Source organism: Plebeiibacterium marinum (assembly GCF_026013615.1).
Lineage (GTDB): Bacteria > Bacteroidota > Bacteroidia > Bacteroidales > Marinilabiliaceae > Saccharicrinis > Saccharicrinis marinus_A.
In genome coordinates this window covers 1-1180 of record NZ_JAPDPI010000116.1, presented here as the reverse complement: position 1 = coordinate 1180, position 1180 = coordinate 1, and the positions used below count along the sequence as shown (strand labels likewise).

The following is a 1180-nucleotide window of genomic DNA, read 5'->3' as shown; positions in this document are numbered from 1 at the left end:
TGTTGAACTAAACCCGCAAAGCGGGGGCTTAGGCTAAAACTAACAAAATTCGTAAGATAATTACATCTTCTACCATTATTAATTTTAAATATAAAGACAATGAGTAGAGATTCTTTCCTACAACAAGCCACTACGGCGGTTCCAGAGTTTAAAGTAATCAGCGAGCAATTTCTTCGTAAGTATACCATTGCCGGCAAATCAGAATCTTGCACACGTAATTACCTGATGCAGATTTCTAAGATGGTTTTACATTTTAAATGCTCGCCTTTGGAACTTTCCATTGACCAGATGGAAGAGTATTTGTTTGAAATTCAACTTAACGAAAAACCCAGCAGGAGTTCGTTTAAACACCTGGTTTATGGTTTAAGGACCTTGTTTACCATGTTTAAAAATCAGGAGCTATACCTGGCCCTTCCTTCTATTAAAGGAAGTAAAGCCTTACCAGTGGTTTTTTCGCAACAGGAAATCAAAACACTCTTGAACACACCTAAGCTTTTAAAGCACAGAGTATTGTTCGCAGTAATCTACGACTGTGGCCTTAGGATATCAGAGGTTGTTAACCTTAGAATTGAAGATCTGGATTTTGATCGTAAACAGATTCATATACGTCAAAGCAAACATAAAAAAGACCGCTATGTACCCATGTCCGACCTTACGATCAAGGGTTTTCACAAGTATCTCCAAACTGTATGTCCCGAAAGCTGGGTATTCAATGGTAAAATCAGGGGACAACAACTTAGCCGGACCGGTATTAGGCATGCTTTTAGAGCTACGGTCAATAAGGCTGGCATTAAAAAAAATGTGTGTATCCATACCCTCAGACATAGTTATGCCACCCACCTGTTAGAGATGGGGTTGGATATTGTGAGTGTGAAAAACCAGATGGGACATGCCGAAATCAGGACTACAATGATGTACCTGCACATTGCGCAATCTAATCCGAATGCCGGGTTTAGTCCTTTAAGCAGAATATATCCCAATGTTTGACCGCAATGACATTGGGAGTATAATCAGACGCTTTTTACCGGATCTTTTAAAATTAAGAGGGCTTACTAAACATCAACTCAAAGTATTGAGGGCTTTGACTTCGTGCAGAACGCCTCAACTGGGTGGCTCGGTATTGGCTTGTTCTTCTTGTGGTTCGGTCCATTATGTAATGCACAGCTGTCGTAACAGGCAT

The 1180-nt window shown here is 40.3% G+C and carries 2 protein-coding genes; both read left to right on the top strand.

Annotated features, from left to right (window positions below):
• Positions 1-99 precede the first annotated feature (99 nt).
• Positions 100-987: a tyrosine-type recombinase/integrase gene (locus OM074_RS21110; protein ID WP_301202700.1), complete on the top strand. Its 888-nt coding sequence runs from the start codon at positions 100-102 to the stop codon at positions 985-987.
• Positions 980-1180 (top strand): transposase zinc-binding domain-containing protein (locus OM074_RS21105; protein WP_301202699.1); only part of this gene is annotated, 201 nt, incomplete at its 3' end. The genes OM074_RS21110 and OM074_RS21105, both read left to right, overlap by 8 nt.